Source organism: Bradyrhizobium sp. T-12 (assembly GCF_058314695.1).
Genome location: NZ_CM177756.1, coordinates 5,721,217 through 5,738,657 on the forward strand (window position 1 = coordinate 5,721,217; position 17,441 = coordinate 5,738,657).

The window sequence follows — 17,441 nt, forward strand, 5'->3', positions numbered from 1 at the left end:
TGCCAGGCCTTTGATCACATGGAATTACCCCTGCTGCATCTCGCCCTGGTCGGCACGCCCAACAGCGGCAAGACGTCGCTGTTCAACGCCCTGACCGGCAGCCGGCAGAAGGTCGCGAACTATCCCGGCGTCACGGTCGAGCGCAAGGAAGGCTTCTTCGTCACCCCCCTGGGACGCCAGGTGTCGGTGGTCGACCTGCCCGGCACCTACTCGCTGCGCGGCCGCAGCCCGGACGAGGAGATCACCCGCGACTTCGTGCTCGGCAAGGCCTCCGGCGAGACCGTGCCCGATCTCGTGCTGTGCGTGGCCGATTCCACCAATCTGCGGCTGACCATCCGCCTGCTGCTCGAGCTCAAGCGCACCGGACGGCCGATGGTGCTCGTGCTCAACATGTTCGACATCGCCGCCCGCCGCGGCATCACCGTCGACGTCGAGCGGCTCGCCAAGGAGCTTGGCCTGCCCGTGGTCACCTCGATCGCGGTGCGCAAGGGCGGCACGGCCGACCTCCTGAAGCTGACCGACGAGATCTCGGCCAAGCTCGCCGCCGAGGCGGAGGCCAACAGCTGGCGCGCGCTCAGCGTCTCCGAACTCCGCGCGACCCAGCGCGAGGCCGACCGCATCATCGCCGACTGCGTCAGCCTGCCTACGAGGCCCGACACCTGGACCGCGCGGATCGACGCGGTCGTACTGCATCCCGTCGGCGGTCTCATCGTGCTGATGCTGATCCTGTTCGTGATGTTCCAGGCGGTGTTCGCCTGGGCGCAGCCGGCCATGGACCTGCTCAAGTCCGGCTTCGACTCGCTCGGGGAGCTGGTGCAGGCTACCCTGCCCGACGGCCTGTTGCAGAGCTTCCTGCAGAACGGCGTGATCTCCGGCGTCGGCAGCGTCATCGTGTTCCTGCCGCAGATCATCCTGATCTTCCTGTTCATCCTGCTGCTGGAAGATTTCGGCTACATGGCGCGCGCCGCGTTCCTGATGGACCGCATCATGGGCGGCGCGGGGCTGCATGGCCGCGCCTTCATTCCGCTCTTGTCGAGCTTTGCCTGCGCCATTCCCGGCATCATGGCGACGCGCGTGATCGACAACAAGCGCGACCGGCTGACCACGATCCTGATCGCGCCGCTGATGACCTGCTCGGCGCGCATTCCGGTCTACACGCTGATCATCTCCGCCTTCATTCCGGCGAAGGACATCTGGGGCTTCATCAACCTCCAGGGTCTCGTAATGTTCGGCCTCTATGCCTGTGGCATCATCAGCGCGCTGGCCGTTTCGTTCCTGATCAAGTTCTTCATGCTGCGCGACTATGCGCCGGCGCCGTTCATGCTGGAGCTGCCCGACTACAAGATGCCGCGGCTGAAATCGATCGTGATCGGCATCTACACCCGCGCCAAGATGTTCCTGGTGCGCGCGGGCACCACGATCTTCTCGATGATGGTGCTGATCTGGTTCCTGGCCTCGTTCCCGCAGCCGCCGGCAGGCGCGACCGATCCAGCGATCGACTTCAGCCTTGCGGCGATGATCGGCAAGGCGCTCGAGCCGCTGCTCGCGCCGGTCGGCTTCAACTGGCAGATCGCGGTCGCGCTGATCCCGGGCATGGCGGCGCGCGAGGTCGCGGTCGCAGCCCTCGGCACCGTCTACGCGATCGAAGGCGGCAAGGAAGCGGCCGAGCAGATCGGCCAGGTGCTGGCGACGAAATGGTCGCTCGCCACCGCCCTGTCGATGCTGGCCTGGTACATCTTCGCCCCGCAATGCGCCTCGACGCTGGCCGTCATCCGGCGCGAGACCGGCAGCTGGACCTGGATGGCGGTGACCTTCACTTACATGCTGGTGCTGGCCTATGCCGCGAGCCTTTTGACGTACAACGTCGCGGTGGCGCTCGGGGCTGGATAGGTCCTCCAAAACAAAAAAGTACGAAAACAACCCCATGCACAGTAGACGGGGATTGTGAAATCAATGGCTTACGCATGCGCGAAAAATCATCCGGCCGTCGATGACGCGCCGGTTGACCCGTCGGGCAAAACACGGGCACGCTGCCATGGTCGACTTCAGCGGCATTCAACCGGCGGGCCGGCCGGCAACGCGTTCTTGGTGACGACCTCGCAGTCATGGATCACTTCAGCACCAAGCGGCTCACCGCCGAGCGGCTGAACGAAAGTCACCTCCCCGATCTCGTCGCGCTGCATCTCGATGCCGAGGTCTCCCGCTATCTCGGTGGGGTGCGGACGCTAGATGTCACGAAGACCTATCTCGCCACCAACATGGCCCATTGGGACCAGCATGGCTTCGGCCTCTGGGTGATGCGAACGCAGGACGGAGCGTTCGTGGGACGCGGAGGCATCCGGCACATTCTCGTCGACGACGTCGACGAGATCGAGATCCTCTATGCGTACAAGCGCGAATTCTGGGGTCAGGGATTTGCAAGCGAGATCGCGGCCGCGATGACGGACATCGGACTGTTGCATTTCAGGCTGCCGTTCCTCATCGGCATCGTGAATGTCGAGAACGTCGCATCGCGCCGGGTGCTGGAAAAAGCGAACTACGTCCTCGAGCGCGGCGCCAACCGCCACGGCGAGGACGTCGAGATCTATCGCATCCGGCGCTGAGGGACGGCTCGGCGCTCAGCCGGCACGCAGCCGAACCAGTGATCGCGGCAGTGATGCGAGGAACAGCACGGCGCAAACACACAGCAGGACGATGTCCTTGAACAGGAACTCGCCCGCCAGATTCCACGCCATCGGATCCGATGACAGGCTCCATTTCACGACTCCGGGCGTCGTGAAGAAAAACGACCAGGTGATCGCGAATGTCACCATGCCCATGAGCGAGCCCAAGGCCGAGAGGATCGGGCTGAACGCACCGCCCGCGAGCAACGCCGCAATCACGAATTCGACAACACCGAGAACGTACGCCTCTCCCCTCAATCCAAACACCGAGAGCCAGGAGACGAATGGACTGTTGGTGATGAACTGCGCGATGCCCTGCGCCGATTGCGGGGTGAATTTCTGCATCCCGAACGACACGAAAATGACCACCATGACCCAGCGGAGAATGGCGAGCGGACGATAAGACCCGCCGCCATTCTCGGCGACATTGAAACCTTGCATGTGGCGATTGCTCCCCGGGTGCGCATTGAACGGCTGGCGACACGTCGTCGCCAACACGCTGTACGAAGAGGCCGTCGCGTCGTTACAGCGCGTCGCCGGCCCGGACGATCACAGCTGCGTGCGGGGATGTGTTCGACCGTAAGCGATCCCTCGCCCCAACCGAGAGTCGACCGGTCGTCTTCTCAGTCACGCGACGCCGGCGACGGCAGCGGTCCGGTATCAGGATGACTGTGTTAAGTTGTGAACCGACGCCGCGAGTTTCCGGGCGCAGTCTGCTGACCGCAAAACCTTCTTTCGCCTGCCGGACAGACGTCCGCCGACACCAGAGACGGCGCATAGGTGGTCAAACGGAACTCAATGCTTCCCCGCGAGTTCCTCAGATGAAACATTTCCGCTCCTGAGGCTGGCTGTTCTTTCATGAGCCGCGCAGAATGAGGGATTCCACCAAGTCGCGAGGGGGACAATGACCGGTCCGTCGAAGGCTGCATCGAGCAGCGGGTTCAAAGATTTGCCAAGAGTTTCGACCGGCAGCGACGGTTTGGATGACATTCTGGGCGGTGGCTTGGACGCCAACAGGATGTACCTCTATGAGGGGCGGCCGGGGACCGGCAAGACCACGATCGCGCTGCAATTCCTTCTCCGGGGTGTGCGCGACGGTGAGCGTGTGCTCTATATCTCGCTGTCAGAGACACGGCGGGAGCTCGAGCTCGTCGCGCATCGGCACGGCTGGTCTCTGCAAGGCGTCGATATTTTCGAGCTGGTCCCGCCCGAGACGACGCTCGATCCCGACCGGGAGCTCACAGTCTTCCATCCCGCGGAGATGGAGCTCAGCGAAACGACCGGCCTGATCTTCAAAGAGGTCGAGCGGATCAATCCCACCCGCGTCGTGCTCGACAGCCTGTCCGAGCTGCGCCTGCTGGCCCAGAACCCGCTGCGCTACCGGCGCCAAGTGCTGGCCTTGAAGCACTTCTTCACCAACCGCAACTGCACTGTCGTGCTGCTCGACGATCTATCCTCCTCCCAGGACGATCTGCAGCTGCATTCGATCGCACACGGTGTCGTCATGCTTGAGCAAATGGCTATCGATTACGGCGCGGAGCGGCGCCGGCTTCGCGTGATCAAGATGCGCGGCATTCGATTTCGCGGCGGGTACCACGATTTTACGATCTCGCAAGGCGGCTTGCGGATCTTCCCACGGCTTGTCGCGGCCGAGCATCACAAGGCGTTCCACGGCGAGTTCGTGTCCAGCGGTAACGCCGAGCTTGATCAACTGCTGGGCGGCGGGCTCGAGCGCGGCACCAACGCGCTTCTCCTCGGCTCTGCCGGTGTCGGCAAGTCCTCCCTCGCGCTGGCCTATGCCATCGCGGCGGCGGAACGCGGCGAGCACGCCGTGTTCTTCGCCTTCGATGAAGGCCGTGGGACGATCGAAGCACGTGCTCGGACACTGGGCCTGCCTCTGCAGGAACATCTGGATTCCGGGAAAATCCGCTTCCAACAAGTCGATCCCGCCGAATTGTCGCCCGGAGAGTTCGCGGCGACGCTGCGCCGGAGCGTCGAGATCGACAACGCCAGGGTTGTCATCATCGACAGCCTGAACGGCTATTTGAACGCGATGCCGGACGAGCGCTTCCTCATCCTGCAAATGCACGAACTCCTCAGCTATTTGGCCCAGCAAGGCGTGCTGACGATTCTGATCCTCGCCCAGCATGGGCTCGTCGGCCCGATGGATACGCCGCTCGATATCAGCTATCTGAGCGATGCAGTGGTGATGCTGCGCTATTTCGAGTTTGGCGGAACGGTGCGGCGCGCGCTCTCCGTCGTCAAGAAGCGCAGCGGCAACCACGAGCACAGCATCCGCGAGTTCCGGCTCGGCGGCACGGGGATCAGGCTCGGTCCGCCTCTGCAGGAGTTCAGCGGCATTTTTTCCGGCAATCCCCGCTATACCGGCACGGTGCTGCCGGAAGGACCGGCTGAATGAGCGCCGACCGGGACAAGCGTGTTCTGATATTCGCCCCGATCGGCCGCGACGGACCGGCATCGGCGGAGCTTTTTCGCGGCGCGAGCCTGGAAGCGGTCAATTGCCGAAGTCTGCCCGAACTCGTTGCCGAGATGAAGGGTGGCGTTGGAGCGGTTTTCTTGGCCGAAGAGGGATTGTTCGGCAATGACACGGCGCCGCTCGCACAATGGATCGCGAACCAGCCGCCATGGTCCGACCTGCCTTTTGTCGTCCTCACCAGCCACCGGGAGCAACCGGCTGTCGTTGCGTGGCGACGCAGCATCGTCGACCTCCTGCGCAACGTTTCGCTGCTCGAACGTCCAGTGCAGCCGATCACGCTGACCAGCGCGGTTCAATCCGCGATGAGGGCGCGGCGGCGACAATATGAAATCCGGGCCTTGCTCCAGGCCCGTGAGCAGACCGCTCAGGAGCTCGAGAAGCTGGTGGTCGAGCGGACGCGAGAGCTGGAAGAGGCCAACGAACAGCTTCGCCTCGAAATGAACGAACGCACGCGCGTCGAGGAGACCCTTCGCCAGGCTCAGAAGATCGAAGCCATCGGCCAGCTCACCGGCGGCGTCGCGCACGACTTCAACAACCTGCTGATGGTGATCTCGGGCGGCCTCGACATGCTCGACCGCCAGACCGATCCGAACCGGCGCCGGCGCCTGATGGACGGCATGACCCAGGCCGCTCAGCGTGGCGCCAGCCTGACGAGGCAGCTCCTCGCATTCTCGCGCCGACAGAAGCTTCGGCCGGAGCCCGTCGACGTTGCCGCGCAGATCGGCGGCATGCGGGAACTGCTCGATCGCAGCCTGAGGGGGGACGTCCACGTCGAGTTCGATTTCCCGGACTCGCTATGGCCGGTCGAGGTCGATCCCGGGGAGCTCGAGCTGGTCGTCCTCAACCTCGCCGTCAACGCCCGCGACGCCATGCCCAACGGCGGGACGATCGTCGTGCGCGGGGAAAATTTGCCCGGCCTGAAAGACGGTCCGATTTCGGGTGATTATGTTCGTCTCTCCGTCGTCGACACTGGCATCGGCATGGCTCCGGATATCCTTTCGCGCGTATTCGAGCCGTTCTTCACGACCAAGGACGTCGGCAAGGGATCGGGGCTCGGGCTCGCGCAGGTCCATGGATTTGCCACGCAGTCACGGGGCACTGTCCGGATCCAGTCGGAGGTCGGCCGCGGCACCAGCATCGAGCTGTACCTGCCGCGATCATTCGACGTTCCTTCGAAGGAGCGACATCTCATCGACCTCACGCGCATACGGCCGAAGAAGAGCAATCATGGCCGAATCCTCCTGGTCGAAGACGACGACGAGGTTGCCGCCCTCGTGGGCGAGATGCTCGGCCAGCTCGGTTACGAAGTCACGCGTGCCGCCAGCGCCGCCGCGGCGCTCGGCGCCTTGGCTGATGGCCGCACCGTCGATCTGATCTTTTCCGATATCATGATGCCGGGCGGCATGAACGGGGTCGAGCTCGCGCGGGAGATCAAGAAAAGGCGAAGCGACATCCCGGTGCTGCTGACGAGCGGATACGCCGAAGCTTCGGTCCATGAGGCGCAGCGGGCCGGCATCCAGATCCTGGCGAAACCTTACCACATCGACGAGCTGGCGGCCGCGTTGAGCACAGCAAAGTCGAACCTTCAGCTCGATCCAGAAACGCAGCGCTCGAGTTCCTGTTGATCTCGGCCCTGACGGGACGGCCTTTCCGAAGGGCTGGGAGCCTCAACGGAAATATCCCAGCACGAGATCGACATCCGCGCTGCGGGCCGCCGTGCCGGTCAGCTCGGCGTCGATGACGCGGCGACAGGCGTCGATTGCGGCATGGTCGCCGAGATCATTGGCGGCTTCCAGCACGAGCCAGGCCGCGTCGACCGACGCCTTGTCCGGCGCTCCGCCGCCGATATCGGCGGGGGCGACGCTGGTGAGGTTCTTCTTGCGAACGGCAGTGCCGAATTGAGGCAACATTGCAGATACTCCCCTGTCCTCAGTGTACCTGTCAGTGAACTTGGAGCTCGGGCTGACGGCCCGTGTCGTTACCGGTGCCGGTCTTGCGCGACTGGTAGAACTTCAAGATGCTGCGCGAAGTCTCGATCTTGAGGCGACCGTATTCGCGCTCGTTGTCCTGCAGCTCGCGCGCCGTGATCAGGTGATCCTTGGCGCCGAGGAACAGCAGCGACATCGTGGTATCCCAGGAGAAGTCGAGCGCCTTGCACAGGACCAGGATCATCTCGCGGTTGCGGTCCATCAGCGCGCGCTCGATCACGTCGACCGGGAGCGAGGAGAGCAGCGACAGGCCGATCTGCACCTCGTCGAAGCGGTGCTGGCGTGCATAATTCGAGATCGAGTCCTGATTGAGGTTGCCCTGGCGGTACTGCGTCGTCACCACGCGCTTGGCGACGAAATAGCTGCGCGAGGACGGACCGAATTTGGACTGGAGATCGCCGGTGACCTCGGTCACCGAGCTCTGGATCTGCGCCATCATCTCGGGTCGCTCGGTCTCGAGGCGGCGGCGGACGTCTTCGGAGGCCTTCGAGATCAGCTGCTGGAAGACGTGGCGCGGCACGTCCTTGCGCAGGCCGAGCTGCTCGGCAAGGATCGAATCGCCCTCGGCGCGGCGGACCATGTGCAGGAGGCCCGAGCCGGAGAAGCGCGCGCCCTCGTTCTTCGCAACCGACGTCACGACCTCCTGGTTGCCGCGCTTGACGAGCACGTCGGTCACAGCCTCGCCGATCGACTTGCGCTGCGCGATCGCCAGCAGATGCGACTGGCTTTTGGTCAGGGCGCTCTCGATCAGCATCTTCTCGTCGATGCGGTTGGAGTCGCGCAGCACGGGACCGGCAACCTCGATCTCGTCGTCGAGCGCGAGCTTCTCGATGACGTTGAAGGGAGCGTGATCGCAAGCCGACATCAGCTCCGACAGCTGCGCCCGCGCGGCGACCTCGATCTCCTCGGCGAGCCGGCCGATCACGTCGCCAAACGTGCTGATCTCGTCGTCGCTGTAGCGGCCCGTGATCAGTATGTCGGTCGCATGCCACAACGCCTTCGCCCGGCTCTCGTCGGTGCCGCGCGCGATCGCGTCGTCCAGATCCTGCAGAAGCGATTTCGCCCCGTTCATCTCGATCACCCCAGTTCTTGGCCGTTCTTTTGCGAACCGTTGCGTCTCAACGACGCGACGCCGAATTCCTCTGAAGCGACGTTAGAGTTGAAACGCGAGAATTCGGTAAAATCGGCAAATCAGTTTTGCCGGGCAAAATTCATTCAAATGTGAGGGAATGGGTTTACCGCTTCGACAGGCTTGCCGGGTGCCGAGAAGCTAGCAGCACCAAAGCCTTCCCGGCGTAATGGCCGGGCTTGTCCCGGCCATCGACGCCTTGCGTGCGACGCGAAGAACGTGGATGCCCGGGACAAGCCCGGGGATGAGGGGAACCTCATGGATTTTGCGGCGTCAGCACCAGCGGCGGCTTCGGCCTCGGCTTTGCGGGCGGCGGACCCGGGGCAGGCCTGACGTCGATGGCCGGCGGCAGCGGCGCGAGCTGCTGGCTGGCGAGCGGCGGGCTCGGCGCAGCGGGAGCGGCCTGTGGGGCCTTCGGCGTCGGCGCGGCCTTTGGCTTCAACGGCGCGCGGCGCGGATCCTGGCCCGGCAGCGGCACATTGGCGGGCGCCTGCTCAGGGGCCGGATCAGGAGACACCAGCGTCGGCAGCGCCGCCGTCGCCGGCGGTGGCTCGCCACGCTCGATGGCATCCAGCCGGCGCGTCTCGCGGTCGATCGTGCGCACTGCAAGCCAGGACGACAACGGCGCGAGATCGATCGTGCGATTGAGCTTGTCGGGAGGCCCCGCCGCGAACAGCTGAATCTCCGGCGGAGCGCCGGAGAGGCCGGTCATGATCGGCGTCAGGCTGGCGCGGATGTCGGCCTGGTCGGCGGGAATGTCGTAGCCGCCGGAAACGATGGCGCGGGCGTTCTTGGCTTCCAGCGGCGTCGCGCCGACCCGCAAGCGGCCATCGCGGATCGTGAACGGAATCTGCGCGGAGGCCACCGCGATCGGCGCGGCGGCAAGCGCGGGCTCGACCAGCTGCCGCAAGCGGTTGTCGTCTGAGACCTGGCCGCCGTCGCTGGCGCGGATCGCGATCTCGAAGGCGCGCGGATTGAGGCCGCTGATTTCCGCGGAGTCCAGCGTCACCGTGCCGTTGCCGGCGAGCGCGCCGGTGAGCGCCGCGACGCTGCGGCCCTGGCTGGTCAACGCCATCTGCACCGAGGCGCGCCCCTTCGGCAGCGCCAGATCGCGGTAGCGCAGCGCCGCCGCATCGACATTGCCGAGCTCGATGCGCGCGTTCAGAGCAAGGCCATTGGCACCGTTGCGCGCGTCAAAGCTCGCCGACATCTCGCCGCCGCCAACGCCGCCCTTCAGCGCATCGAGCGCGAGCGACTGGCCGTCGCTGCGGATCGTGCCGCCGAACGGGCGCAGCTCGATGCCGCCGGGCAACGTGCCGCGCAACGCCTGGAAGGCGATCCGGCCGCGCCAGCCGGTGATGAGCCCTGCACCCAGGGGTTCGCTCGCATCGTGCCCGGCTGCGCCGATCGCCATCGCGAGCGCCGGCGCCAGATCGAGCGTATCGAGACCGACTTCGCCGTCGACACTCTTGTCGGAATCCAGCATCACCGCCAGATGGCCGCGCAGATGCGAGCCGGCCGCATTGCCGTCGAGATCGTCGAAGGTCAGGCGATTGCCTGAAAGCCCGACGCGCGAGGACAGGCTGACGTTCTGCGCCGATTTGTCGGTCCGGCTGACGCCGAGCAGCGGCGCCAGATTGACGTTGCGCACACGTAAGTTCACGCTGCCCTTCGGCTCCGACAATTCGACGCTGCCTTGCGCGTCGGCATCCAGCCCGCCGCCGCTGAGCTTTGCACTCACTTGCAACGGCCGCCGCCAGGCACCGGTCAGCTTGCCCTCGAACTGCGAGGCGCCCTCGCCTGCGGCCACCACGCGATCGAGCCCAAGCAGCGCCAGCAGCGCGCCGGCCTGCGGCGTCGACACCTTCGAGTCCAGCGTGAAGTCGCTGCTCTGCAGGCGGTTGAGATCGATGCCGCCGATGGCGGCTGCCGGCATCTGCGCGGCCAGCGTCGCGGTCGCCTTGAGCTGCGGCGCGTCGAGATCGAGCACGGCGCGGGCATTGCTGCGATCGGCATGCTCGGCATTCTTGTCGAGGCTGAGATCGAGCTTGAGGCGCGTCGCGCCGGCCAGCGGCGGAAGAGCATCGAAGCGCGCACGGACCGAAGGCGCGAACGGCTCGATCAGCGCGGTGAGCTCGCGCAGCGAATTGGCTGAGGATTTCAGCGCGAGCTTGCCGGTGGCCTTGGCACGGTCGAAGCTGCCGCTCGCCTCGGTGGTGACGCCGCCGGCCTGACCGAAACGCAGCTGCTCCAGCGACAGCGATGCGGGGCCGTAGGCAAGCTTGGCCGCGAACGGCCGCAGCTCCTGGCCGGCGGAGATCGCGCGGCCGATGTCGAGCGAAAGTTTTGCTTCTTCCGGCCACTCGCCTTGCGGTCCCGCGAGCGCGCGCACGAAGCTTGCGGCGGCGTCGAGGTCGAGACGGTCGGCCTTGAGGTCGGCGTCGACCCGCGAGCCCTTGCTCGCGCCTGACTGCACGAAGGCGATGCGGCCTTCGACGGTGCCGCCTTCGATGTCGGCCTTGAGCTTGTCGACGGCGAGATGATTGGCGGCGACGGTGACGTCGCCGGCAAGGCGCAGCGGCCGCGTGCTGCGGCGGTTGATCTCGCTGCGGCCCTGCAGCCAGGCCACCAGCGTATCGGGATCGGAGGATTCGACGGAAAGACGGCCGCTGAAACTGTCGGCGCCTGGTGTCGCGCCATTGAGCGAGAGCTGCGTCATGCCGGGCGCGCGCAGCTCGAGCCGCTGGAAGGTCCAGGACCGTCCGTCGGTCTGGAGCTCGGCCGTGATGTTCTGCAGCGGACGGCCGCCGAGCATGATCTGGTCGGAGTTGAACTCGATCTGGGTCGGGATCGGCGCCTGCGGAATCGCGGCGAGGCCTGCGCGCAGCGCCGGCAGGATGCGCAGCGGCTCGGCATCGTCCTTGTCCGTATTCTTGGCTGCGAGCTTGTCGGCATCGACCTGCCGCGCCGACAGCACCGCGCGCAGCAGCGGCGAGGCGCCGAATTTGAGGTCGCCGACGCCGCCGAGCTTCAGCGCGCTGTCTTCCGGGCCGAAGTTCGCATCGATCTGCTCGAACTTGGCACCGGCCGGCTCCGCCTTCAGCTTGGTCGTGAGCTTCCACGGCGTCGGCCCCGCCTCGCCGGCCTTCTTCGCAGCGGGCACGGCCAGCGTCAGCGCGCCCTCGAATTTCGGCAAGCGATTGTCGAAGGCGAGCACGCCTTCGAGATCGGCGAGGATGGCGCGCTCGCCGGGATCGATGTTGAGGTGGAGACGGGTGGCACTGCCGTCGGGGCTCGGACCGGACGAGACGCGGAACGGATAGCGCACCCCGTTGGCGGTGAAGCGGCCGTCGCCGCGCACCGAGCCCGCCAGCGAGCGAACGTCGCCGGAGAAGGCGATGTCGTTCAGCTCCAGCGTCGAGCGGCTGGCGGCATCGTGCAGGGCGATGCGGCCGGTGAGATTGAGCCGCTCGATGGCCAGCGAGGCCAGATTGAAGGTGCCGCTCGCGGTGGAGGGCAGATCGACCCGCCCCCGCGCATCGAGGCCGAGATCGACCGCCATGCCGCCCACCGAAAGCTCGGTGGCGCGCCATTCCCCCCGCATCAGGGAGCTGAGGCTGAACTCGACGTCGAGCTTGTCGGCACGCAGCCGGCCGAGATCGTTGTTGCCGCCGAAGGTGACCTGGCGCAGCCGCAGCGTCGGCGCCGGCAACAGCCGCGCGTCAAGCTCCCCCGCGACCCGCACCGGCACGCCGATGATCTTGCCAGCCTCCGCCTCGAACTGGGGCCTGAACTGGTTCCAGTCGACGTAGTAAGGCCCGATCAGCGCGGCCAGCAGCGCAATGATGAAGGCAATCGCCAATCCGAGCAGCGTCGTCTGCACGGGTCTCCCCTCGGCCAAACCGGCAACCGGACCAAACCCTGGCCTTAGCGGACTTCAGGCGTGCCGGAACAGCCCCTTATATAGGGGGAAGTGTGGCGAAGTCACAGCGACTGTTGCGCGCGGAGGTTAATGCCCGGGGGTGCCTCACCAGCTCGCCGGCAGCCGCTTGAGGCCGCGCAGCACGAAGGTCGGCCGCCATTCCGGGTTTTCGACGTCGTCGATACGCAAGTCCGGCAGCCGCCGCAGCAGCGTCGCGATGGCGATCTCGGCCTCGATGCGCGCCAATTGGGCCCCCAGGCAGAAATGGATGCCGCCGCCGAACGACAGCGGCTTCACGTTCGCCCGGGTGACATCGAGCCGGTCCGGCCTGTCAGGGTAGACCGCCGGATCGCGGTTGGCCGAGCCGAGCAGGCACAGCACGGTCTCCCCCCTGGGGATCCGCTTGCCGCCGAGATCCTCGATATCCTCCAGCGCGACGCGGCCGGTCATCTGCACCGAGGAATCGTAGCGCAGAAACTCCTCGATCGCGCCCTCCATCAGCTCGGGCCGCGCCTTGAGCAGCGCGAGCTGGTCCGGATTGCGGTGAAGCGCGAGCAGGCCGTTGCCGATCAAATTGACCGTGGTCTCGTGGCCGGCGCCGAACAACAGGATGATGTTGGCGGTCAGCTCCTCATTGGTAAGCTTGTTGCCGTCTTCCTCGGCCTGCACCAGCTGGGTGGTGAGGTCGTCTCCGGGATTCTTGCGGCGCAGCTCGAACAGCTGCTGGAAATACATCTGCGCCATCAGGTTGCCCGCGTTGCCCTTCTGGATCTCCTCGGGCGTGAGGGGCACGGGGTCGAGCAGCCGCCCGCCGTCGCCCGAGTTCTTGTAGAAGACCTCGCGATGGTCCTCGGGGATGCCGAGCATGTCGCAGATGATGGTGACGGGCAGGCGGAAGGCGAAATCCTCGATCAGGTCCATGTGGCCGCGGTCGATCACGGCATCGATCGCCTGGTCGACGACCTGCTGGATGCGGGGCCGCATGTCCTCGACGCGGCGCGCGGTGAAGGCCTTCACGACGAGGCCGCGCAGGCGGGTGTGATCGGGCGGATCGGCCTGCAGCATCCAGTGGCTCATGCTGCGGAACACCGGCTCGTCCATGATCTTGTCGCTGTAGCGGCGCTTGGAGCGCTCGACGAAGTCCTTGCCGAAGCGCTTGTCGCGCATCACCAGGCTGACGTCGGCATGGCGGCTGGTAACGAACTGGCCGAACGGCGTCACATGGACCGGATCGATCCTGCGCAGCCGGTCGTAATGCGGATAGGGATCGCGGATGAAATCCGGCGAGAGCGGGTTGAACAGCGGCGCGCCGCCGGCGCCTTGCACGTGCTCGTTCATGGTGACCTCAAATCGGTTGCCGCATGACACGAATACGCCGAGCGCAGCCGCACTGCCCGGCGTAACCATCCCTCGAAATTATAAACTCGATACATTGTTGTATCGAGTTGCATTCTGCCCTACCCTCGTCCGATGTCAAGGGTGAGAACCAGGCCGACCAGGGACGATACGCGCGACAAATTGTTCGAAGCGGCCGCGCGCGTGTTCGAGGAGGACGGCATCGGCGGCGCCAGCATCGAGGCGATCGCGGCGGCGGCAGGCTTCACCCGCGGCGCGTTCTATTCGAACTTCAAAAGCAAGGACGAGCTGATCATCGCCATGCTCGAGAACCATGTCGAGCAGTCGATCCGGCGCAACATGGACATCCTCGCCGAGCACGACAATCTCGACGATTTCATCGACGCGTTGAAGACGATGGACCGCAGCAAGCAGGATCCGCTCGGCCGTTCGCCGCTGCTGCACATCGAGATGATCCTGTTCGTCGCGCGCGCCGAGAAGCGCCGGCCAGAACTTGCCAAACGTCTGCGCGCGCGGCGCAAGCTGATCGCCGACATCGTCGAGGCCACGTTGAGAAGCAACGGACGCAACACCAATCTGAACCCGCCCTGGATGGCGTCGGTGGTGCTGGCGCTGGAAGACGGCTTTCGCCTGCACCGGCTGATCGATCCCGAGACGACGCCGGCCGACAGTTTTCTGCGTGCGATCACCGATCTCAGGCGCAGGACGGGGTTGGCGTCGAGCCAGGGCGAAGCGTCGTAAGGCGCGAGCCGGCGTTGTCCTGCATGCGGCGGACCGGGCGGTGAGTGCGGCCTTCCAGTCGCTGCGAGCACGAGCCTTGTCGTTAGCAGCGCGCGGCCGGATCCCGATTCCGCGCCAGCTCGTTCCTATTTCTTCTTTGCAGGTCCGAAATCCGGCTGCCAGGCGGCTTCCTTGCGGCTCGGAGCCGCGGCGATGACCTTGGACTTTTCCTTCTTCGGCTTCTTGGCTTCGCGATTGTTGCGTTGCTGACCCTTTGCCATGCCACTCTCCTCTGTAGGTTCAAGTTCGTCGAATTCATCCGGCTGAAGCACCCGTCCGCGCGGGGTGCAGACCCTGACGTCCATGTAGCCTTCGCGCAGCAGCTTTCGGGCAAGGCGTAGCGCAACCGTCGCATTGCCGCGGCCGAGATTGGAACTACCGTATTCGTTGGTCCCGCTGACCAGATACGGCACGCGGGTCGGCCTAGCCATTTAGAAGGGCCGCGGCGCACACCAGAAGCAGAAGAAACAACGGAACGATCACCGGCGGCACGATCCATTCCGAGATCTGAACACGCGACATCGAACGCTCCTGCGAAGCCTTCGGCGGGAGCACACGTGACCCTCAGTCACCGGTCGAAGCCGTTGAGACGTGCGGTGATGGCCGCGACCTTACGCCCGCACTGACGCGATAGCGAGCGCTAAATGCCTCGCGGGCGTCTATCGCGCCGTGACACTGTCGTTCTCGGCGCGGTGACGATAGTGCTGGCTATTGCCGCGCCAGGAGCGCATGCTCGCGGGCAGCCGGCACCGGTTGGGGCTTCACTTGCGAAAGGCAGGCGTGCATGACCATCCGCTCGCGGCGAGAAACCGTTACGTTCAGGCATCCGTTCCGCATGCGCGGCATCGACCGCGTCTTGCCGGCCGGCGCCTATGAGGTCGTCACTGACGAGGAGGCGATCGAGGGCCTGACCTTTGCCGCCTATCGCCGCGTCGCCACGATGATCACCGTGCCCGCCGAAGGCGCGGGCGGCATCATGGAGATGCTGCCGATCGGCTCGATCGATCTTGCGAACGCGCAAGCCGCAGACGCGAGCATCGCCAATGACTGATCATACCGTGGATCTCGACAAGCACCGCGGCATGGCCGCACAGAAGGCCACCGACCTGCGCCGCGCGCTGGCGGAGGTCGAAGCCAACACCAGAGAGCTGCGCGAGCGCGAGGCCGATCTCGAGCACCGCATGATGACGGTGCCCGCCGCGTCCTGGTCGGAGGCCGCGGTGAAGGCGCGCCATTTGCTCAACCTCTACGCCGCGAGCCTGCCCACCGAGGACACGCGCCACCGCGCGCTGGTGACGGCGCTGCTCGATGATTTCGCCCGGCTGTCGGGGGAGAGCTGAGGCGAACGACCGCCGCCTGCATTCCCAACGCGCGCCATGCGCGGCGGGAACGCAGGCGGCCGGTCACTCGCGGTGATTTGAGGGGCGCGATCGTGCCTGGCGATCACGCAACGGAGCAAACCATGACGTTGACGAGCGGCCGCTTCATCAGCCACGAATACGACCGGATGGTCGTCCGGTTCTCGATGCATGACGGCACCAGGGAGGTTCCCTGCGCCATCTCGACCTCCGCGATGGATGATCTCGAGCGTGGGCCGCAGGTCAGGCCCGAGCAGCGAGAGGCTCAGTTCACCCGCCTGCGGGATCGCATCGAAGCACGCGCGGCGAGCAAATATCGCGCGACGGAGTTCGAAGGCACCCCGCCGGGCATCGTGCTGCGTGGCATCGATTTCAGGACATAGGGGACGGCGCAACGGCGCAACGGCGGATGTGCGGCGGAAGGACCGATGTCGTCGCGGTCCCATGATCGCAGCCAACCCGAGGTCGTCTCTACTCGGCCTTTGCCTTGATCGCCGGCAAGGGCGGCTTGCGTTCAAAGGGTTTCTTTTTCGGCGGCGCGGGCAGCAATCCCTCTCTGATCGCCTGCTTGCGGGCAAGCTTGCGGGCGCGACGAATGGCTTCGGATTTCTCGCGAGTCTTTTTCTCCGACGGCTTTTCATAGGAACGCCGCTGCTTCATTTCGCGGAAGACGCCCTCGCGCTGCATCTTCTTTTTGAGCACACGGAGCGCTTGGTCAACATTGTTGTCTCTGACGAGTACTTGCAATTGGTTCTCCCTGCTGGGGGGCTGCATATGCGACACGTCCTGCAGGGCAGCCCATTGCGCAGGAGTCTCATTGCGATTTTGGAGGACGGTAGCGGCGACACTCGTCGCGGCCTCGGATGAGCTGATCTGCTTGTCACAGCGATGCAGCTTCGTGGCGTGAACGTGACCACTGTCGTACAGCGCTGTCAATCGCTAAGGTCCCTGCTTGCGAGGTCGACGGACGCAAAGCGCCGCGATCGGAGCCGACGACATGCCTCGCAGGAAAACAAATCGGCCCCACTCCTTGCAAAATCGTGAAAACCATATATATTGGCCTGGTTCGATTAGCCGCTGTGCCTTGTTGAATGCGCCCGCGGGCTCCTTTTCCAGAGACATCGACGAAGTTGAAGATAACGCGCGATTGTTGCGCGGAATGCGCTTGCGCGCTTTGGAGAAGAAAATGGCAACAGGTACTGTCAAGTGGTTCAACGGCCAAAAGGGCTTCGGTTTCATTCAGCCAAGCGACGGCAGCAATGATGTGTTCGTTCACATCAGCGCAGTCGAGAGAGCTGGCCTTGCCGGTCTCGCAGAAGGCCAAAAGGTCAACTTCGAGGCCAAGACCGACAAGATGCGAGGCAAAGTCAGCGCCGAGAACCTCTCGCTGGCTTGATATCGTGGCGCCGTTTCACGGATGTACTGAAACGGCCGCCCTACCCGCTCAATCCCAGGATTGAGCGGGTTTAGTCGTTTACGGAGCCGGGTGAACGATGGGCACAAAGAAGACGGCAGAACCATCAGCCGAAAGCGTTGCGCGATCCGATCGGCGGCGTTTGGCCGCTGAAGAGGGCGTGCGGGCCATGGCTGACGCCGAAAGGCAGGCCATCGACGTTCGCAAGAACATGGCGCGGCTCCGAGCTGCGCGCGAGGCCAAGGAGGCGGCTGACGAAGCTGTTCGGCTCGCTTTGCCCCCACCGGCGCTCAAGAAGCGTTCGAAGAAGCCGACGCGGTAATCGTCTTCAAGA

17 protein-coding genes are annotated in these 17,441 nt (G+C 65.0%); 10 read left to right on the forward strand and 7 right to left on the reverse strand.

Annotated elements, in window-relative coordinates; genetic code table 11:
* The first annotated feature begins 18 nt into the window (after positions 1 to 18).
* Positions 19 to 1,890 carry a ferrous iron transporter B gene (gene feoB / locus AC0WRY_RS27315; protein ID WP_194403865.1) on the forward strand — a complete coding sequence of 624 codons (1,872 nt, stop codon included), beginning with the start codon at positions 19 to 21 and terminating at the stop codon, positions 1,888 to 1,890.
* Between the two features lie 215 nt (positions 1,891 to 2,105).
* Positions 2,106 to 2,603: a GNAT family N-acetyltransferase gene (locus AC0WRY_RS27320; RefSeq protein WP_194403866.1), complete on the forward strand. Its 498-nt coding sequence runs from the start codon at positions 2,106 to 2,108 to the stop codon at positions 2,601 to 2,603.
* 15 nt (positions 2,604 to 2,618) lie between these two features.
* On the opposite strand, the gene AC0WRY_RS27325 is transcribed toward AC0WRY_RS27320, so the two are convergent.
* Complete coding sequence (locus AC0WRY_RS27325) at positions 2,619 to 3,104, reverse strand: YkgB family protein (RefSeq protein WP_194408424.1); 486 nt, start codon at positions 3,102 to 3,104, stop codon at positions 2,619 to 2,621.
* A 463-nt stretch (positions 3,105 to 3,567) separates the two neighbouring features.
* On the opposite strand from AC0WRY_RS27325, the gene AC0WRY_RS27330 reads away from it, so the two are divergent.
* Both AC0WRY_RS27330 and AC0WRY_RS27335 read left to right on the forward strand, forming a co-directional pair.
* A complete protein-coding gene (locus tag AC0WRY_RS27330; protein ID WP_194403867.1) occupies positions 3,568 to 5,082 on the forward strand; it encodes an ATPase domain-containing protein in 1,515 nt (504 codons plus the stop codon).
* Complete coding sequence (locus tag AC0WRY_RS27335) at positions 5,079 to 6,785, forward strand: ATP-binding protein (protein ID WP_194403868.1); 1,707 nt, start codon at positions 5,079 to 5,081, stop codon at positions 6,783 to 6,785. The genes AC0WRY_RS27330 and AC0WRY_RS27335 overlap by 4 nt, the downstream gene beginning before the upstream one ends.
* A 42-nt stretch (positions 6,786 to 6,827) precedes the next feature.
* Here the strand turns inward: AC0WRY_RS27335 and AC0WRY_RS27340 are convergent, their stop codons facing one another.
* The 4 genes from AC0WRY_RS27340 to AC0WRY_RS27355 form a co-directional block, all read right to left on the reverse strand.
* Complete coding sequence (locus AC0WRY_RS27340) at positions 6,828 to 7,070, reverse strand: hypothetical protein (protein WP_194403869.1); 243 nt, start codon at positions 7,068 to 7,070, stop codon at positions 6,828 to 6,830.
* Positions 7,071 to 7,101: 31 nt separating this feature from the next.
* The gene (locus AC0WRY_RS27345; protein ID WP_194403870.1) at positions 7,102 to 8,220 is read right to left on the reverse strand and encodes a DUF2336 domain-containing protein; all 1,119 of its coding nucleotides are present in this window, start codon (positions 8,218 to 8,220) and stop codon (positions 7,102 to 7,104) included.
* 313 nt (positions 8,221 to 8,533) lie between these two features.
* Positions 8,534 to 12,160 carry an AsmA family protein gene (locus AC0WRY_RS27350; protein WP_194403871.1) on the reverse strand — a complete coding sequence of 1,209 codons (3,627 nt, stop codon included), beginning with the start codon at positions 12,158 to 12,160 and terminating at the stop codon, positions 8,534 to 8,536.
* A gap of 144 nt (positions 12,161 to 12,304) precedes the next feature.
* Complete coding sequence (locus tag AC0WRY_RS27355) at positions 12,305 to 13,537, reverse strand: cytochrome P450 (RefSeq protein WP_194403872.1); 1,233 nt, start codon at positions 13,535 to 13,537, stop codon at positions 12,305 to 12,307.
* 132 nt (positions 13,538 to 13,669) lie between these two features.
* On the opposite strand from AC0WRY_RS27355, the gene AC0WRY_RS27360 reads away from it, so the two are divergent.
* Positions 13,670 to 14,296: a TetR/AcrR family transcriptional regulator gene (locus tag AC0WRY_RS27360; RefSeq protein ID WP_194403873.1), complete on the forward strand. Its 627-nt coding sequence runs from the start codon at positions 13,670 to 13,672 to the stop codon at positions 14,294 to 14,296.
* Positions 14,297 to 14,421: 125 nt separating this feature from the next.
* Here the strand turns inward: AC0WRY_RS27360 and AC0WRY_RS27365 are convergent, their stop codons facing one another.
* Positions 14,422 to 14,766, reverse strand: coding sequence for a hypothetical protein (locus tag AC0WRY_RS27365; RefSeq protein WP_246776341.1), 345 nt, complete (start codon positions 14,764 to 14,766; stop codon positions 14,422 to 14,424).
* Positions 14,767 to 15,119: 353 nt separating this feature from the next.
* On the opposite strand from AC0WRY_RS27365, the gene AC0WRY_RS27370 reads away from it, so the two are divergent.
* The 3 genes from AC0WRY_RS27370 (at position 15,120) to AC0WRY_RS27380 (ending at position 16,076) form a co-directional block, all read left to right on the forward strand.
* Positions 15,120 to 15,386, forward strand: a complete 267-nt coding sequence (locus AC0WRY_RS27370; RefSeq protein WP_194403874.1) for a hypothetical protein — start codon at positions 15,120 to 15,122, stop codon at positions 15,384 to 15,386.
* Positions 15,379 to 15,675, forward strand: coding sequence for a hypothetical protein (locus AC0WRY_RS27375; RefSeq protein WP_194403875.1), 297 nt, complete (start codon positions 15,379 to 15,381; stop codon positions 15,673 to 15,675). The genes AC0WRY_RS27370 and AC0WRY_RS27375 overlap by 8 nt, the downstream gene beginning before the upstream one ends.
* A gap of 122 nt (positions 15,676 to 15,797) precedes the next feature.
* Positions 15,798 to 16,076: a DUF1488 family protein gene (locus AC0WRY_RS27380; RefSeq protein ID WP_259217067.1), complete on the forward strand. Its 279-nt coding sequence runs from the start codon at positions 15,798 to 15,800 to the stop codon at positions 16,074 to 16,076.
* Positions 16,077 to 16,164: 88 nt separating this feature from the next.
* Here the strand turns inward: AC0WRY_RS27380 and rpsU are convergent, their stop codons facing one another.
* On the reverse strand, positions 16,165 to 16,440 hold the full coding sequence (gene rpsU, locus AC0WRY_RS27385) for a 30S ribosomal protein S21 (protein WP_194408425.1): 276 nt from the start codon (positions 16,438 to 16,440) through the stop codon (positions 16,165 to 16,167).
* Positions 16,441 to 16,879: 439 nt separating this feature from the next.
* On the opposite strand from rpsU, the gene AC0WRY_RS27390 reads away from it, so the two are divergent.
* Positions 16,880 to 17,089 carry a cold-shock protein gene (locus AC0WRY_RS27390; protein WP_194408426.1) on the forward strand — a complete coding sequence of 70 codons (210 nt, stop codon included), beginning with the start codon at positions 16,880 to 16,882 and terminating at the stop codon, positions 17,087 to 17,089.
* A 97-nt stretch (positions 17,090 to 17,186) separates the two neighbouring features.
* Positions 17,187 to 17,429 (forward strand): transcriptional regulator, encoded by a 243-nt coding sequence (locus AC0WRY_RS27395; RefSeq protein WP_194403877.1) that lies wholly within the window; start codon positions 17,187 to 17,189, stop codon positions 17,427 to 17,429.
* Positions 17,430 to 17,441 lie beyond the last annotated feature (12 nt).

Excerpts from the sequence above, each read along its gene's own strand:
- feoB (WP_194403865.1), top strand. The coding sequence starts at position 19 with ATGGAATTACCCCTGCTGCATCTCGCCCTGGTCGGCACGCCCAACAGC.
- AC0WRY_RS27320 (WP_194403866.1), top strand. The coding sequence starts at position 2,106 with ATGGATCACTTCAGCACCAAGCGGCTCACCGCCGAGCGGCTGAACGAA.
- AC0WRY_RS27325 (WP_194408424.1), bottom strand. The coding sequence starts at position 3,104 with ATGCAAGGTTTCAATGTCGCCGAGAATGGCGGCGGGTCTTATCGTCCG.
- AC0WRY_RS27330 (WP_194403867.1), top strand. The coding sequence starts at position 3,568 with ATGACCGGTCCGTCGAAGGCTGCATCGAGCAGCGGGTTCAAAGATTTG.
- AC0WRY_RS27335 (WP_194403868.1), top strand. The coding sequence starts at position 5,079 with ATGAGCGCCGACCGGGACAAGCGTGTTCTGATATTCGCCCCGATCGGC.
- AC0WRY_RS27340 (WP_194403869.1), bottom strand. The coding sequence starts at position 7,070 with ATGTTGCCTCAATTCGGCACTGCCGTTCGCAAGAAGAACCTCACCAGC.
- AC0WRY_RS27345 (WP_194403870.1), bottom strand. The coding sequence starts at position 8,220 with ATGAACGGGGCGAAATCGCTTCTGCAGGATCTGGACGACGCGATCGCG.
- AC0WRY_RS27355 (WP_194403872.1), bottom strand. The coding sequence starts at position 13,537 with ATGAACGAGCACGTGCAAGGCGCCGGCGGCGCGCCGCTGTTCAACCCG.
- AC0WRY_RS27360 (WP_194403873.1), top strand. The coding sequence starts at position 13,670 with ATGTCAAGGGTGAGAACCAGGCCGACCAGGGACGATACGCGCGACAAA.
- AC0WRY_RS27365 (WP_246776341.1), bottom strand. The coding sequence starts at position 14,766 with ATGGCTAGGCCGACCCGCGTGCCGTATCTGGTCAGCGGGACCAACGAA.
- AC0WRY_RS27370 (WP_194403874.1), top strand. The coding sequence starts at position 15,120 with ATGACCATCCGCTCGCGGCGAGAAACCGTTACGTTCAGGCATCCGTTC.
- AC0WRY_RS27375 (WP_194403875.1), top strand. The coding sequence starts at position 15,379 with ATGACTGATCATACCGTGGATCTCGACAAGCACCGCGGCATGGCCGCA.
- AC0WRY_RS27380 (WP_259217067.1), top strand. The coding sequence starts at position 15,798 with ATGACGTTGACGAGCGGCCGCTTCATCAGCCACGAATACGACCGGATG.
- AC0WRY_RS27390 (WP_194408426.1), top strand. The coding sequence starts at position 16,880 with ATGGCAACAGGTACTGTCAAGTGGTTCAACGGCCAAAAGGGCTTCGGT.
- AC0WRY_RS27395 (WP_194403877.1), top strand. The coding sequence starts at position 17,187 with ATGGGCACAAAGAAGACGGCAGAACCATCAGCCGAAAGCGTTGCGCGA.